The organism is Gilliamella sp. B2772, from assembly GCF_026536985.1.
GTDB lineage: Bacteria > Pseudomonadota > Gammaproteobacteria > Enterobacterales > Orbaceae > Gilliamella > Gilliamella apicola_E.
The window spans coordinates 1-13,338 of sequence record NZ_JAFNNB010000008.1 but is presented as its reverse complement, the minus strand read 5'-3'; the positions used below and the strand labels follow the sequence as shown (position 1 = coordinate 13,338).

Annotated in this window: 20 protein-coding genes and 2 pseudogenes; 18 read left to right on the top strand and 4 right to left on the bottom strand. The window is 34.1% G+C overall.

Annotated elements, in window-relative coordinates; genetic code table 11:
* Both J3T98_RS11145 and J3T98_RS11140 read left to right on the top strand, forming a co-directional pair.
* On the top strand, positions 1-2,203 hold a 2,203-nt coding region (locus J3T98_RS11145; protein WP_267362921.1), incomplete at its 5' end, for a VENN motif pre-toxin domain-containing protein.
* Complete coding sequence (locus J3T98_RS11140; RefSeq protein WP_267337283.1) at positions 2,193-2,675, top strand: hypothetical protein; 483 nt, start codon at positions 2,193-2,195, stop codon at positions 2,673-2,675. The genes J3T98_RS11145 and J3T98_RS11140, both read left to right, overlap by 11 nt.
* Positions 2,676-2,723: 48 nt before the next feature.
* Here J3T98_RS11140 and J3T98_RS11265 read toward each other — a convergent pair.
* Positions 2,724-2,834: pseudogene (locus tag J3T98_RS11265) on the bottom strand (type I toxin-antitoxin system SymE family toxin); the annotation flags it as partial.
* A gap of 525 nt (positions 2,835-3,359) precedes the next feature.
* Between J3T98_RS11265 and J3T98_RS11135 the strand changes: the two are divergent.
* The 3 genes from J3T98_RS11135 (at position 3,360) to J3T98_RS11125 (ending at position 5,523) form a co-directional block, all read left to right on the top strand.
* Entirely contained in the window at positions 3,360-4,088 is a 729-nt protein-coding gene (locus J3T98_RS11135; protein ID WP_267362919.1) for a hypothetical protein, read from the top strand.
* Between the two features lie 10 nt (positions 4,089-4,098).
* Positions 4,099-4,416, top strand: a complete 318-nt coding sequence (locus J3T98_RS11130; protein ID WP_267362917.1) for a hypothetical protein — start codon at positions 4,099-4,101, stop codon at positions 4,414-4,416.
* Positions 4,417-5,202: 786 nt separating this feature from the next.
* The gene (locus tag J3T98_RS11125) at positions 5,203-5,523 is read left to right on the top strand and encodes a hypothetical protein (protein WP_267337325.1); all 321 of its coding nucleotides are present in this window, start codon (positions 5,203-5,205) and stop codon (positions 5,521-5,523) included.
* 53 nt (positions 5,524-5,576) lie between these two features.
* Here J3T98_RS11125 and J3T98_RS11260 read toward each other — a convergent pair whose 3' ends face one another.
* Positions 5,577-5,705: a SymE family type I addiction module toxin gene (locus J3T98_RS11260; protein WP_416380517.1), complete on the bottom strand. Its 129-nt coding sequence runs from the start codon at positions 5,703-5,705 to the stop codon at positions 5,577-5,579.
* A gap of 442 nt (positions 5,706-6,147) precedes the next feature.
* On the opposite strand from J3T98_RS11260, the gene J3T98_RS11120 reads away from it, so the two are divergent.
* From J3T98_RS11120 to J3T98_RS11095, 6 genes are all read left to right on the top strand, one after another.
* On the top strand, positions 6,148-6,420 hold the full coding sequence (locus tag J3T98_RS11120; RefSeq protein ID WP_267339333.1) for a hypothetical protein: 273 nt from the start codon (positions 6,148-6,150) through the stop codon (positions 6,418-6,420).
* Positions 6,421-6,626: 206 nt separating this feature from the next.
* A complete protein-coding gene (locus J3T98_RS11115) occupies positions 6,627-7,151 on the top strand; it encodes an O-acetyl-ADP-ribose deacetylase (protein WP_267362915.1) in 525 nt (174 codons plus the stop codon).
* 455 nt (positions 7,152-7,606) lie between these two features.
* Positions 7,607-7,942, top strand: a complete 336-nt coding sequence (locus tag J3T98_RS11110; RefSeq protein ID WP_267337270.1) for a DUF6572 domain-containing protein — start codon at positions 7,607-7,609, stop codon at positions 7,940-7,942.
* A 263-nt stretch (positions 7,943-8,205) separates the two neighbouring features.
* A complete protein-coding gene (locus J3T98_RS11105) occupies positions 8,206-8,535 on the top strand; it encodes a hypothetical protein (protein ID WP_267362914.1) in 330 nt (109 codons plus the stop codon).
* Positions 8,536-8,793: 258 nt separating this feature from the next.
* Positions 8,794-9,183, top strand: coding sequence for a hypothetical protein (locus J3T98_RS11100; RefSeq protein WP_267362912.1), 390 nt, complete (start codon positions 8,794-8,796; stop codon positions 9,181-9,183).
* Positions 9,180-9,644 (top strand): DUF4279 domain-containing protein, encoded by a 465-nt coding sequence (locus tag J3T98_RS11095; protein WP_267362911.1) that lies wholly within the window; start codon positions 9,180-9,182, stop codon positions 9,642-9,644. Before J3T98_RS11100 ends, J3T98_RS11095 begins: the two co-directional genes overlap by 4 nt.
* Before the next feature lie 209 nt (positions 9,645-9,853).
* Here J3T98_RS11095 and J3T98_RS11090 read toward each other — a convergent pair whose 3' ends face one another.
* Positions 9,854-9,985 carry a hypothetical protein gene (locus tag J3T98_RS11090; RefSeq protein WP_267362910.1) on the bottom strand — a complete coding sequence of 44 codons (132 nt, stop codon included), beginning with the start codon at positions 9,983-9,985 and terminating at the stop codon, positions 9,854-9,856.
* Positions 9,986-10,298: 313 nt separating this feature from the next.
* On the opposite strand from J3T98_RS11090, the gene J3T98_RS11085 reads away from it, so the two are divergent.
* From J3T98_RS11085 to J3T98_RS11060, 6 genes and pseudogenes are all read left to right on the top strand, one after another.
* Positions 10,299-10,589 (top strand): hypothetical protein, encoded by a 291-nt coding sequence (locus J3T98_RS11085; protein WP_267362908.1) that lies wholly within the window; start codon positions 10,299-10,301, stop codon positions 10,587-10,589.
* A 1-nt stretch (position 10,590) separates the two neighbouring features.
* Positions 10,591-11,007, top strand: coding sequence for a hypothetical protein (locus J3T98_RS11080; protein WP_267362906.1), 417 nt, complete (start codon positions 10,591-10,593; stop codon positions 11,005-11,007).
* A complete protein-coding gene (locus J3T98_RS11075) occupies positions 11,007-11,267 on the top strand; it encodes a hypothetical protein (protein WP_267362904.1) in 261 nt (86 codons plus the stop codon). Before J3T98_RS11080 ends, J3T98_RS11075 begins: the two co-directional genes overlap by 1 nt.
* A gap of 70 nt (positions 11,268-11,337) precedes the next feature.
* Positions 11,338-11,604 (top strand): annotated as a pseudogene (locus J3T98_RS11255) (EndoU domain-containing protein); the annotation flags it as partial.
* Between the two features lie 9 nt (positions 11,605-11,613).
* Positions 11,614-11,877, top strand: coding sequence for a MafI family immunity protein (locus tag J3T98_RS11065; protein ID WP_267337312.1), 264 nt, complete (start codon positions 11,614-11,616; stop codon positions 11,875-11,877).
* A 127-nt stretch (positions 11,878-12,004) separates the two neighbouring features.
* A complete protein-coding gene (locus J3T98_RS11060; RefSeq protein WP_267362902.1) occupies positions 12,005-12,715 on the top strand; it encodes an HNH/ENDO VII family nuclease in 711 nt (236 codons plus the stop codon).
* 157 nt (positions 12,716-12,872) lie between these two features.
* Here the strand turns inward: J3T98_RS11060 and J3T98_RS11055 are convergent, their stop codons facing one another.
* Positions 12,873-12,995 carry a hypothetical protein gene (locus tag J3T98_RS11055; protein ID WP_267362900.1) on the bottom strand — a complete coding sequence of 41 codons (123 nt, stop codon included), beginning with the start codon at positions 12,993-12,995 and terminating at the stop codon, positions 12,873-12,875.
* Between the two features lie 84 nt (positions 12,996-13,079).
* Here J3T98_RS11055 and J3T98_RS11250 point away from each other — a divergent pair.
* On the top strand, positions 13,080-13,338 hold a 259-nt coding region (locus tag J3T98_RS11250), incomplete at its 3' end, for a hemagglutinin repeat-containing protein (protein WP_416380661.1).

The window sequence follows — 13,338 nt, the reverse complement described above, 5'->3', positions numbered from 1 at the left end:
TTGGGCAAGCGTGACCGACCAATCGGGAATATATGCTGGCAAAGGCGGATTTGACATCAAGGTTGGTAACAACACCGACTTAAAAGGTGGTGTGATAGCATCAGATGCACCAAACAGCAGCCAGAACCGTCTTGATACAGGCAGCATTAGCTTTAGTGATATTGAGAACAAAGCCAAGTACGATGTTAAAAGCAGCAGCGCAGGGATTAGTAGCAGCGGTATGCCATCACTACCAACAAGTCGCAATAAGAAAGAGAGTGAAAGCTCAATAACTCACTCCGCTGTGTCAGACGGCACCATTATTATCCGCAATGAGAATGAACAAAAACAAGATATCGCGGGATTAAGTCGTGATACTGAGCATGCCAATAATGAACTCAAACACATCTTCGATAAAGAGAAAGAACAAAGCATCATAGACCAGACGCGATTAGTGAGTGAGATTGGTGGTGAAACATTAACCATGCTTAACAACATCGACCGCATTAAAGCGACCGAAGAGGCGAAAAAAGCGGTAGAGGCAGAAAAGCAAAAATCCCAAACACCGTTAACAGAGCAACAAGAACAAAAAATTTATGAAGACGCCTATAAAAATGCGATGGACAATGGTATGTCCGCTATGGGTAGCAATACTCGTCAAGGTATCGACATGGCGGTCAATATCATTAATGGTTTAATCTCCGGCGATATGACCGGTGCTGCTGCAGGTGCATTAGCACCTAAAATTGCCTCAATTATTAAAGGGCAAACAGAGCATTACGACCCGATAACCGGAGAGAGAAAAATCGATTACATATCCAACACAGTCTGCCATGCAATACTGGGGGCTGTTGTTGCTGAGCTACAAGGGAATTCCGCCCTTGCTGGAGGACTAGGTGCCGCAGCTTCTGAACGTGGCGCTGAAATAATTGCCGGTATACTTTATCCGGGCAAATCTATAGATAAATTAAACCAGGATGAAAAACAACAAATCAGCGCCCTCGCCCAACTGGCTACCGCCCTTGCTGTCGCAGCTGGTGGTGGCGATATTCAGGATGTCAACACCGCTGTTGCTGGGGGGAAAAATGCTGTTGAGAATAACTATTTGACCGAAAAAGATATTGAGAAGGCAAACAAAAAATATGCAGCTTGTCAAAATGATGAAATGTGTAAGTTACAAGTTCTTCTCGAAACTAATGCTCTTGAAAAAGATAAAGAAAACGAATTGTTTGATTTTAAGCAACAGTTACAACGTGAAGCTTTAGAGTTGTCACAAGAGGTTATGATAGCATGTCAAAACGATTCTCTTTGTGTAATGGATGAACTGAATAAAGTAAATCGTTATATTAAAGCAAAAGAAGCAGCATACATGGATGCCATACTTGATGGAACACCGAAAGATAAATTGGTATTTGAATATTATCCAGAGGGAAAATATAACGCTTGGCTTGATATGATAAAGTATGGTGCAAATAAACGTAAAGATGAGCTTATAGAATCAGGTAAATCATTAATAGAATATATTGACAGCCATTCATGGGGTGAGGTTGCAGGAAATCTTTGGGATGGTATAGTAGACACCACAGAAGGTATTATAAAAAAACCAGTTGATTGGTATTCTCAGGATATACCTGCACAATCCTTGGAAAAATCATTACATAATATAGTAACGATGACGCCAGAAGATGTCGGTGGTAGTTTAGTTGACACCAGCATAACATGGGGTACCGCTTATATCGGCGGTAAACTTATGCAATGGACGGGAGAAAAATGGATACCTCTAAATAAGAATGAAGTAAAAGCTGGAAAGGGGACGAATAGTGCAACAACTCAAATACAACCACAAAAACTCGATCCAATATTTGCTAACGATACTTGGTATCCAATTAAACGTTATCAGCTTGTAGAGAAAAATGGTATTTGGTATACCGTAGGTGAAAATGGATCAATGTATAGGGCAAAAGGAACATATGATTTTGTAACTATAAATGGAAAAACATATGTCTCTAGAACATCCTCAAAAGAAAATGCAGGCCATTTTGATATATCAAGAGGTGCACAACAAGTTGATTATGCAGGTTCAGTTAAATTTGGCTGGAGTGATGGTACAAGAGGGGTATTAAAAGAGTTTGATAATTCTTCTGGTCATTATAAGCCTAAGGCTGAGAATGCACATCAATCAGGATTACCATTAGATAAATTTAAGGAGCATAATGCTAAATGATATTATAAATAAGCTTCCTGATGGAAGGGCCGAGAATGAGTTAGTTCATTATTTAAAAAAACTACCAGAATATGAAAGTTCAACTCTGATAGCAACCCTGCTAAAACATGATTCTGATTTAGTTAGAGGATCCTTATTGAGGTTGCTACCCCGTGTTATTAGAGATCATAGTCTGTTAATAATGTTTTTAGATATGGGGTTAGAAAAAAGAAATGTTTCAGGAATTAAGCTTTGGATTAAAGCAACAGTATCGGGATTAGGTTATAAAAAATTACTTCACCATATGAAAAAAGTCGCTGAAACAAATCCTGACTGGATAGCATATGCTTGGTATCAATTGGTTCCTCTTGTAAAAAGGGAAGCTCCCGAACAGATTCAGTATTTACAGAAGATAGAAAAAATTGTTGATGATTATTTATGTAATGAGTTACAAGATTTTTGGTTGAGAAATAAGCAAGCAGTACCTATTTAATTGGACTTAGAATCCCACCTAACCTGTGTAGATCTTACTTATTATATTTTAGTTCTGCATTGCAAGTTCAATAATCTGCTTGTTCTGCTCAACTTTAATAATAACCGGAAGTCCTGCATAAAAACCGAGCTGTTCAAGCCCCCTGCCTTTAATAGTAAGTTGTGGTCTGGGGGTGGGTTTTACTCACGACATTAAATCGCTTATTAGTTTGTGATACTAGAGGTACGTCTGAGATTAATTTTAGCTTAGAATAGGTCCTAACCATAATTAACTTCTAATTAATTAGTTGTAGATATCAGACTACAATTTCTTTAATCAATCAATTTTTTAACCACCTCAAACATCAACTTGATTTATCCAAAAGTAGACCACAACGTGGTGTAGCTATGGCACAGAAATCAAGGCTAGTGACATAAGCTTATTATCAAGGAATCACAACAATAAAGACAGTTAAATCTCATCAACTCACATAATGTTAAACAGCATAGACTCCTCAATATTTTTTACATAATAATGATGAAAAACAACAAATCAGCTCCCTCGCCCCTACCGCTCTTGCTGCTGGTGGTAAAAATGCCATTTAGAATAATAATATGGCGACATTTGCAGCAAAACAAGGTATAGAGCAATGTTTTCACTCACCAACATGTAAAAAGTAACTCACCGACTATATAATTAGCCACATTGGCTGGAGTAACATTAACTGCATCCGAAATAGACCTTAACACTATTAATAAATATCTGGAATACACTAATTTCCCTGATTTATGGGATTTAGTTAAACTATCTTACATTGGTGAAAAAGTAACTATTAACCCTGTAGATGTTCTTGTTCCAAGAGGGTTAAGTGTTGAAGACGCTGAAGCTTTTTTAAATAGCTTAACATTAAATGAGAGACATCTTATTAGCCTCGCTTATACGGATCCAATGGGAAATGAATTCCTTGAAGAAAACGTATTAAAAGTTTATGACTTACATTATGATAATTACCTTAATAAAAAACAAGGTCATCAAAATAACAATGATGTATCGGAAGGTGCTGGGACTATTGCGGCAGGTGGGGCTCCAGGATTACCGCCTGATGATGACGATGATAAAAATAAATCTAAGACTAGTTCTCAATCATCAAAAAATGATTCTGAATTTCAAGATAAAGTAGATAAATCGTGGGATAAGGGTAGTTTTGATTCACCAGAAGGTTCATTAGACTATCATTTTAATAAACATGGCAAAGAAGTTGGTGCAATAACACCTCAACAGTATCTTGAAAAGGCTAGGGCTTTTGCTGATAATTTGAAAGGAGCAACAAAAGTAAATATAAAGGGTTCAACAGAAAATGTTGTTAGGTATTACAAGAACGGTAAATATATTGATATGGTAGGTAAAAAAATAATCTCATTTGGTAAACAATAGGAAAACATATATGTGGCGTAATTTGAAATTAGATGGCGTAGAAATTGAAAAAGTTGTTGCTGAATTTGTTATTTGGATGCCTATCTTACCTTATGCAAAGATGAAAATTAAAATCAGAGAACATGCAGAAGGCGATTACACAGGAATATCAGATTTAGCTATAAAGAGAAAATTTGATGGTTGCCCTGAAAATGCTTTAGGTGATGGTGAAACTATTGAAGCAGCTTTAGAGAATACAATTAAAAGCTTTAATGAAAAGATAAAAGAAGATGGTTTTGAGGAGTTAACACCTGAAGATATAGAATACTCTGAATGGTCTGATTTTTAGTATTTACAGAATTAAGATCCCAGCATAAAAAACTGGGATTTTTATATCGGCGATCTACTTAGAAAATTTAACAATAATCTTACCTTTTTTAGCGGAAATGGTGACGAGTAGTCTTGTGGTGAATCCGAGTTAATTCAGCTAGTTGCCTTTAATGGTGTGCTGTGGAGCAGGAATGCCTTTACCAAGGTTAGGGCAATAGCCAACGGTGTAGTGGCGTGGTTCATCTTTAGCGGCTATGTTTTGGGTTTTACTGCTTTTTGGCTCAAGCAGCTATGATTGGTTGGCGAGTTCTTCAACCAGAAACACAGGGGTAATCAGTAACAATTACAAGAGTAGATGTACTAGTTGGGAAGCGATTAAATATAGCTCAATCCGAATCTTTTTTAATCAGTCTAACGTTTTTGCATTAATTGATCCGATAGGAAATAGTAACTTGAGATAGTCAGGTGTCAGCTGATACTCAAAGTGGCTCGGATACTGTCAGTGGAGGAACAAGTTTATCGTCTGACGATGATAAAGATAAATCTTAGGATAAAGGTAGTTTTGATTCACCCGAGGGTTTATTAGACTATCATTTTAATAAACACGGCAAAGAAGTTGGTGCTGAGAATATTGAGCAATATCTTCGTAAAGCAACAGAATTTGCTAAAAATCTAAGAGGAGCTAGGACAGTAAAACTTAACAATCCTACTCCTGATGTGATTAGATATTATAAAAATGGAAAATATTTAGATAAATTAGGTGATAAAATTATCTCATTTGGTAAACAATAAAGGAACATTAAACATGTGGCATGATTTAGCTATTGATAATGTGGTAAAAATTGAGAAAAGTGTGGCTGAATTTGTTATTTGGATGCCTATTTTACCCTATGCGAAAATGAAAATTAAAATTTATGAGGATCAATCAGGAAAATTTACGGGATCAACTGATTTGCGAATAAAACGAAAATTTGATGGTAGTCCGGAAGGTGCTATCGGTTGGGGAAATACTATTGAAGAAACATTAGAGGATACAATAAATTACTTTAATGAGATCTTAAAACAAGATGGTTTAACCGAATTAACACCTGAAAATATTGAATACTCGGAATGGTCTGATTTTTAGCGTTATCTAAATTACAATCCCAGCCTAAAAACTGGGATTTTTATATTTGCGATCTATTTCGCAAGTTCAATAATCAACTTGCCCTGTTCAATCTTAATGATAACAAGGCAGCCTACATAAAAGCCTATCTGTTTAAGCCGCCGACCTTTAATAGTAAGTTGTGGTCTGGGGTTGGGCTTTATGCCTTATAATACAGGGCACGGTGGTGTTTAGATAATATAGATATTCCGCATAATACGGAAAGTAATCAAATCCCCGAAGCGCTACCTCCGCGCCCAAGTTATGAACCAATAGCTCCTAATTGGATAAATAATGTTTTTACTGCGGATTCTGGAAAGGGGACTAAGGGGCAGGTAACTCCGGATTTACCTAAAACAAGAGAGGAGCTCTATGAAGATCTAAGATCTAAAGGATTTATTAGTAATGGACTAATCACAGGGAGGCTACGAAACATGGAAAGGTCCAGATGGTGTCACTGTAACCATCAAGCCAACAGGTGAAGTTATTAGAACGCAGAGAGTATGGAAATCAGATAGATCAGGTAAATACTCGGAACGACAAGATTATTTTGGTAATAGGATACCAGATCAATCACATTCAACTGGACATTTTGTGGAGTAAATTATGAAATTTGAAGATGTATGTCTTGGAACTATAAATTTTAGTAATTTTGGGCGTGATCTTATTTTTGATATATGGAGTACTTATAATGGGCATTCTTTGGGAAAAATTCATTGTAAAAATGTGAAGGAATTTGAATGCAGAAATATGCTGGATGGCGAAGAGTTATTTGGTTCTTATATTGCACTTGTGAAAATAGAATCAGAAACTTTAATAATGGAGTCTGGAGAAATTTGGATTAAAGTAATTAGCAATGAAATCATTTCCACCTTGTAAATTAACATTCTCTTGCTAAACCGTAGATAGTTTATTTTTAAGTTACTAGTATTATATAGCAAGTTCAATAATAAACCTGCTCTATCACAATTACATTGATATTTATGATTTAACTCTGGATGAGCAAGTAATGAATATACTTTTGAAACCTTCGGAAGTTCAAGCTAAAGAAAATACAATTTCGAAATTACTTGGAACATTAGTAAATGAAAAATAAAATAGATATTATTCAGGGTGATATTACTAAAATTGCTGTTGATGCTATTGTAAATGCAGCAAATAGTTCTTTATTAGGTGGAAGCGGCGTTGATGGTGCAATTCATCGTGCGGGAGGCAAGCAAATTCTGGATGAATGCCAGAAGATACGAGCAAAACAAGGCAGTTGTAAAGTCGGTGAAGCAGTAGTTACTACAGCTGGTAATTTACCAGCTAAATATGTTATCCATACTGTAGGGCCTCGTTGGAATAATGATAATAATAATGAGGTTGAACTATTAAGACTCTGTTACTTAAACTGCTTTACACTTGCTCATGATAATGATGTGAAAACTATTTCGTTCCCAAATATAAGTACAGGTATATATAAATTTCCCAAAAATGAAGCAGCAAAAATAGCATTACAGACAATTAAACAGAGTATTACTAATTATCCATGTATAAAGAAGGTTAACATTGTTTGTTTTGAATCTGACAACTTCAAAATTTATTGTTCGATGATGAAAAATTTATAGATCAAAATGGTTTATACCAAAATCCAGTTCTACGTTCTCTCTCGCATAACTGAATTAATTATTTTTTGATTATGCGATCTACTTCACAAGTTCAACAATCAACTTGCCTTTTTTAGCGGTGATGGTGATGAGTTGTCTTGTGGTGAATTCGAGTTCATTTAGCCTGTTGCCTTTAATCGTAAGCTAAAGTGAGGGTGTACCTTTACCAACGTTACGGCGATAGCAAATGGCGTAATAGTGTGGTTCATCTTTAATAGATCTGTTTTGGGCTTTGAATTTACTTGTATTTGTGACTAATATGGGGTTTAGAATAGACCTTAGTTAAAATAATTATCTTGGAAAAATGGCGGTACAATTATTGGTGCTGGTAAACCTGGATTTGAAGGGGAGGCCAAAATACCTCAGATAAAAGTAGAAGTAGTTAGACCCAAGCCCAATGGAGATTAATACATTTTATGACTATCGAAGATAAAAATAAGATTGATATGATAACAATGACAAAGGAAGGTATATATCCTCAAAAAGTGATATTGATTATAACAGATCACTTGAATTGGGAATCAGATATCAATGAACATCTATTTCAATTACAAGAAAAACTAAATGTTTATATCAATGTTATTGAAAGTAAAAATATATATAAATATTTCCCTGATGCTAAAGGAAGAGATAATTTTTTAATAAAAATATATTTTAAGTACCAAATACCAGATGAATGTATATGCTTTTTGGAAAAGATTAACGAAGTTATAAAAGCAATTAATATATCAATAGAGTTTGAAATAGGTTGATTCTAAAGGTTACCCAGAATTTAGGTTGTTTATTTGTTAAAAAATGAACAGTTATTTTGTCATCAATTTATCCTTTAAATCGAGCCATTATTTTTATTGATTCAGCCTATAAAGCAAGTCCTACTATCAACTTGCCCAGTTCTAGCTACCTGCCGTTAATGGGATGCTACTTTTATTAATAAATTAATAAAAAATGGACGTTGGACTTCAACCTATAAACCGCAAATTGATGCAAAACCTTTACAAAAAAAGGAATAAGTAATATGAATAAGAGTCATATATATAAAGAAATGTTAGAGTTTGCACTAACGTATATTAGAAATGTTCAATCACAAAATGCTTTTATAAAAGCTAAAGATAAATCATGTCTTTATGAGTCTGAATTAGTTCATAATATTATGATTAGTATTTTAGATAAGAATTTTACAGAACATGATTTATGGTTTTTAAATCATCAAGCTAAATTTTATTATGATAATTGTAATGATGATATATCACCAAATTACAGAGGTCATATTGAAAACATAAAAAAACTATTTGAATTAGTTCCTGATGAATTAAAAAATAAGTTAACCTGGAAAGGACCTGAATAAATGTTTTATCTTCAATCAAGTTTATTGACAATTAAAAGGTAACATATTATTCCATTATTAATTTACCTTATTCGATTTAAAAAATGGAATTGCGGTTAGAACCATAGATAAGTGATAACTTAGCATTGCACCTTGTAAATCGCTTTTAACAATATAAAATCATTACATAATATAATAACGATGACGCCAGAAGATGTCGGTGGTAGTTTAGTTAACACCAGCATGACATAGGGTACCGCTTATATCGGCGGAAAACTTATGCAATGGATGGGAGAAAAATGGATCCCTCTAAATAAGAATGAAGTAAATGCCGGAATGGGGACGACTAATGGAGCAACCCAACTACCAAACGGAGCGTGGGTTGATGCAGAAGGATTATCATTACCCTTTCCTCCTAGTATTGGTGCAAATGGTAGAGTTCCTAAAGTTTTACAAAGTGGTGGTAATACATTAAATCAAAGTACAGCAAATGCTCTGAATAAATATTTTGATCAAAATATTTATTTACGTGAATGGGATAGAGCACTTGTATCGCTTAAAAAAGATAATAATATACGAAATAATCATCATGGAAGAATTTTAGATAATGGTGGTTATATTAATTCGAATGGAAATGTTATAGGTAATATTGGAGACTATTTAAAATGATTTCAATAAATTCTAGGCGAACCCCCATATCTCCAGAATACCCAAGTTGTGATGAATGTTATGTAGCATTGTTAATATATCCCAATGATATTCACTCTGATAAGATAACTGAACTTTTGAAAATTGAACCAACACAAAAAAATATTATTGGAACTAAGAGTATTAATCGTATCGGAAGAATTAGAGAGATTAAAACTTCTGGATGGTTTTTATCATCAAAAGATTATGTTATATCTAAAGACTTAAGAGAACATTTAGATTGGTTACTAAATAAAATAGCACCATGTAAAGAGGCGTTAGAAAAATTACAATCATATGAAAACGTGACTATGGGGATTGATTGTGTATGGCGCTCATTGGCTGGTCATGGTGGACCTGTATTATGGCCAGAACAAATGAAAATAATGAGTAGACTTAATTTGGAATGTAGTTTTGACATATATTTTGTCAATGATGAGTAAATTGATATTTTTTGGGGAAATGTTTTATTATTAGCGTGATCATTATATTGAATTTTATATGAATAAATTAAGATAACGTTATTCAAAATAAGACATTAACCCCCATATAATAGTTGGCAAATCAATCCCTATCCGCTACTTGGCTCTGTTCAATCTTAATAATAACAGGGCAGCCTGCATAAAACCCTATCTGTTCAAGCTACTTGTTTTTAATGGTCAGTTGTGGTTTGAGGTTGAGTCTGCCCAGATTCGGTGTGTAACCTATGGTATAAAAGCGCTCGGCAAGGGGTTGTGCGTTTTTTGCATGCGGTTGATTTTAGCTTAGAATGTGCGTCAGCCATAATAACTACTCCTATAAGGGTTTTTATTGACGGTAAAAGTTATACAACCCAAACCAGCAAGGGACTTGCTTAATTATTAGATATATCAGAAGCTGATGGCGATTTACTATTTAATGCTGCATCTGGGCTTGCCTATGCCAAAGGTGGGATAAATCTAACTAATAAACTTGCTTCTTCTGCCAATAAATTAACACAAAAAGAAATTAAGCAAATTAAGAACGGATTAGCAGCTAGTCAAGCTAAAAATGAAAGTCTGGGTGGACAGGGGACGAATAGTGCTCAAGGACTTGTCGATAAGGATTTTGAAAATTATTTGAATCAAACTTTAGGTGGTAAAGGTAGCTTTACATATAAAGGGCGAGAGTTTGATGGCGCTTATGGTTCAAATAATTCAATCTGGTATGAGGCTAAATCAGGACGCTATTGGCAAGACCATGCTCAGGCAGGTAGTAAAGGATTTGAGAAATTCAAATCCGATGTGATATCTCATGCGAGTATTGCCAAGCAAAACGGTGCTTCTTTTGAAGTGCATTCTAACACACCTATCCCTCAGCATGTTAAAGATTGGTTAACATCGAAAAACATACCGTTTAAGGAGTATTAATATGGGAATGCAAGTCAGTATAGATATAAATTTTGCACAAGAATATTCTCCTAAAGAGATATTAAAGTGCCTAATAAATAATGGCTGGAATATTTATTATCAAAATATAGTTACTTATCTATCGTCAAATGATATTGATGATTATGACTGGCTGAATATGGACATGAACCTGTTCAATTTAGATGAGTTTATAAACTCTCATAATATTATGAATAAAATCGGTATAGTAATGGTTTATGATAATGAATCAGGAGGTAATTTATTAATTTACCCTAATTATTTATCTATGTCATTGTCAATAAATCGTCAGTATTTATCTGGGCAAGATATTCCAGATTTTAATTGGTATCTAGATAAAATGAGTGGTTTTTTAAGAAATATAAAACTATCTAGCATACAGTGTGAAACCATCTACTAATGAATAACCCCCGCCTAACAAGTAGGGGGATCTTTTATTATTTTTTAGAACTATATAGCAAGTTCAACAATCAACTTGTTCTGCTCAATCTTAATGATAACTGGGCAGCCTACATAAAACCTTATCTGTTCCAGCAACTTGCCTTTAATGGCCAGTTATGGTTTGGGGTTGGGGTTGGGCTTTGTGCCTTGTGGCTCATCGGTTTAAATCGTTCGTTAGGTTGTGATGCTGGTACTTTGTCTTTGGTTGATTTTAGTTAAGATTATATTTTAGTCATTCAATAATAATTAACCTCTAACCTGTTGGGAGCACATTTACTCAAGAAATCTTGGTAAATCAACTTTTCCTAAAGATTGGTCTGCTGATAAAATTGTCCATGAAATAGGCGATATTGCGATATCAGCTAATACACAATGGTATGCACAAACAAGTACTGGCGGTATTTACACGGGAAAAGGTAAACCTGCAAAGTGGGTTTCTTATGAGGTTCGCGATGGTGTAAGAATTAGAGTTGTCTATCAGCCAGCGAATGGAAAAATAATAACAGCATTTCCTGACAAAGCTCCTGTCCCAAATACTTATAAACCAATAAAATAAAGGTAAAAAATGCAATATTTAGATAATAAAATTAGAGAATTTGGTGAATTATTTAAAAATCGCTTAAATAACGATCTTTTACAAGATGCTATTTATTATGTTGATTGCAATGAAAGAGGGTTAGCTTTTGAGACAATTTGTGATCATATTAGTGAATACGAAGTTCCTATTACAAAGAAAGAATATGATATTGCAATTAGTATTTGTAACGAATTAAAAATGGATACTAATGATATTAGCATTAAACATATGTATGATTTAATTTCTGAGTAAAATACTTGCCCTGTTCAATCTTAATGATAACAGGGCAGCGGACGAACATAAAAACCAAATTGCTCCAGCCACCTGCCTTTAATGGTCAGATGTGGTCTAGAGTTCATGGAAGGTAAACGGTAAAACAGTGACAGGAACAAATTTAGAACGTATGGCAAATGGATTAGCTCCTATAGGAAGTGATGGTAGATCAGTCAATTTGCATCATATGACTCAAAGGCAAGATGGTCCAATTGCAGAAGTAACTCAAAAATTTCACAAGGAAAATCACTCAATTATTCATGTTAATACAAATACAATACCTTCTGGTATAAATAGAAATAAATTTGAATCTTGGAAAAACAGTATTGGAAAAATAGGGCAGCAAACTATGCAAATTAAAATTACTCCTAATGATGTTAAAAAATTAATTGATCTCAATTTAGATATTATTAACTTTGGTTCTCCCGATAATGCACCAAGTGATGAATGGATACGCAAAGCAGAAATGTATATGAACATTACTTTTAGCGATTCATATAAATGGTTTCTTGCTGAATATGGTGGTGGTGATATAAATGGAGAAGAAATCTTTAGTATATATGAAATAGATTTCGAAAATGCAGTGGGAGGTGATATAGTTTACAACTATATAATTGATATTAGAGATAATCTTCATGAAAAGAATGAAATAGTAGTAAGTAGGGCAGATTTTGGAGAAGAATTTTATTTCAATTACAATAAAAGTTATAAAAATGAATGTCCAATTTATTTACGTTTAGGCAAAGACGATGGGGTGCTTTATGCTTCAGATTTTTATGAGTTTTTATATAAAAGGATAAAGGCGTTAAGCAAATAAACCGTTTTTAAAGATAACCACTACTTACATTATGAATGTTATTATTAATTTTAAATTTACAAGTCAATCTCTATTACTAATTTGCCCTATTCAATTTTAATGACAACAGAGCATCCCACATAAGAGATTATCTGCTCCAGCCACCTGCCTTTAATGGTCAGTTGTGGTCTGGGGTTGATTTGAAATTAGAATATGCCTTAGCTATAATCAACTCCTTGATAGTTGACCAAGGTACTAAGCTACTACCTATTAATGTTGCATTACTTGTTATTTTATCCACCCTATTTAACCAGTAACTAATCTACTTTTAGTTAAAAAGACATCCCAAGATATTTAATATCATATTTTTTTCTTTCAGTAACTTATCAATCTCCTAAAACAACTTCAAAAACTTTTAACCTTAGAACTAAATATCAAAACAGGTAATGATGCCAATATCATTGCAGGACAAGTAAAAGGTGACAAAGTGGTTGCCGATATTGGTCATGACTTAAATATCGAGTCTAAACAAGATACTGACCATTATCACCAAAAAAGTAGTTCAACATCGGTGGGAGGCAGTTTTTCTTGGGGTGGCACCAGCAGTGTGAATGCCTCAACAAGCTCAACAAAAATGAACAGTG